General features: G+C 74.7%; 1 protein-coding gene. It reads right to left on the bottom strand.

The window, feature by feature from the left end; translation table 11 throughout:
- Positions 1 to 161: 161 nt before the first annotated feature.
- On the bottom strand, positions 162 to 1718 hold the full coding sequence (locus FV223_RS26740; protein WP_147729750.1) for a SulP family inorganic anion transporter: 1557 nt from the start codon (positions 1716 to 1718) through the stop codon (positions 162 to 164).
- Positions 1719 to 1745 lie beyond the last annotated feature (27 nt).

The raw sequence follows: 1745 nt of genomic DNA, 5'->3' as shown, positions 1-1745 counted from the left end.
GAGGCGGGGGCCCTGCAGCCGCCCCTCTTCGCGATCGCGGATGCCGCCGTCCCGGCGGACGCGTAAGGCCGGAACGCGCGGGCTCGGGCACGCGATGAGCCGGCACCGCTCGCGCGATGCCGGCCCCGTCGTTCCGTCCCTCGTTCCCGCGTGTCCACCGCTCAGTCCTTGGACGGTGCCGCCACGGCCGCGACGAGCTTCTCGTGCGGCCGGCCGAACCCGCCGACGACCGACACCCGCGTGCCCGAGGCGGCGCGCCGTCCCGCCCAGTCCCCGATCATCTCCAGGCAGGTGTGGTCGATGTGGGCGAGGTCCTTCGTCCCGAGGCGGACCTCGCCGCCCTCGGGGGTCCGCTCCAGCGCCTCGGTGAGGTGCGGGAGCTGCAGGAAGGTGGCCGAGCCCGAGAGGCGCAGTTCCGGCACCCCCGCCACCTCCGTCGCCGCCGCGTGCTCGATCCGCAGGCGGCCCTTGCGCAGTGTAGGAATGACCTGGAGCAGGCTGAGCCCGAGCCCGACCAGCACGCCGGTGAGCAGGTCGGTGGCCACCACCATCACCATCGTCGCGAGCCAGATCGCGGCGGTGAGCCAGCCGTAGCGCGCGTGCAGGTGGACGGCGTGGTGGGGCCCGATCAGGCGCCAGCCGGTGACCACCAGGATGCCGGCGAGCGCGGCCGTCGGCACCAGCTTCAGCACCCAGGGGAGGGCGAGCAGGAAGGCGAGGATCCACGTCCCGTGCATCACCGTCGAGGCCCGCGTCGCCGCGCCGGCCTGGACGTTGGCCGAGGAGCGCACGATCACCCCGGTCATCGGCAGGCCGCCGATCAGGCCGCAGATCAGGTTGCCGACGCCCTGCGCGCCGAGCTCGCGGTTGTACTGCGTGCGCGGCCCGTCGTGCATCCGGTCGACGGCGGCCGCCGACAGCAGGCTCTCGGCGCTGGCGACGGCGGCGATGGTCAACGCCATCACGATCATCGTCGGCTCGAGCAGCCGGCCCCACTCCGCCGCCCCCGGCATCGACAGGGTGGACAGGATCGCGTCCGGGACCTCGATCCGCTTGACCGCGAGGCCGCCGAGCCCGGCGACCGCGGTGCCGGCGAGGACGCCGATCAGCGCGCCGGGCACCATCCTCATCCGCGCCGGCCGCAGGCGTTCCCAGGCGATCATCGCCGCGATGGTGGCGAGGCCGACCGTGACGGCGCCGACGCGGTTGCCCTCGCCCGTGACGAAGTCGAAGAACGCGGCCGGGATCGCCACGAGGTTGTCGAGGCCCGAGGCCAGCGGCAGGGCGTCGGTGAGCACGTGGACCTGGCCGAGCACGATCAGCAGGCCGATGCCGGCGAGCATCCCGTGCACCACCGCCGGCGAGATCGCGCGGAACCAGCCTCCGACCCGGAGCGCGCCGGAGGCGACCTGGACCGCGCCGGCGAGCACGAGCACCGGGCCGAGCATCCCGAGCCCGTGCTGGCGCACGAACTCGAACACGATGACGGCAAGCCCCGCCGCCGGCCCGCTGACCTGCAGCGGCGAGCCCGCGAGCAGTCCGACGACGATGCCGCCGACGATCCCGGTGATCAGCCCGCGCTCGGGCGGCACACCCGAGGCCAGGGCGATGCCCATGCACAGCGGCAGCGCCACGAGGAACACGACGAAGGAGGCCGGCAGGTCCCGCGCGAGGGAGGCCGGGAGGATGCGCGCGGGGGGCGTTTGGGTGGGTCGCATCGGCCCGGCCCCTACGCGGCCGCCTGC

Source organism: Methylobacterium sp. WL116, from assembly GCF_008039455.1.
Taxonomy (GTDB): Bacteria; Pseudomonadota; Alphaproteobacteria; order Rhizobiales; family Beijerinckiaceae; genus Methylobacterium.
This window is presented reverse-complemented; position numbering and strand designations above follow the sequence as displayed.

What these genes read in the sequence shown, in the direction of transcription:
- FV223_RS26740 (WP_147729750.1), bottom strand. Translation starts at nt 1,718, where the DNA reads ATGCGACCCACCCAAACGCCCCCCGCGCGCATCCTCCCGGCCTCCCTC.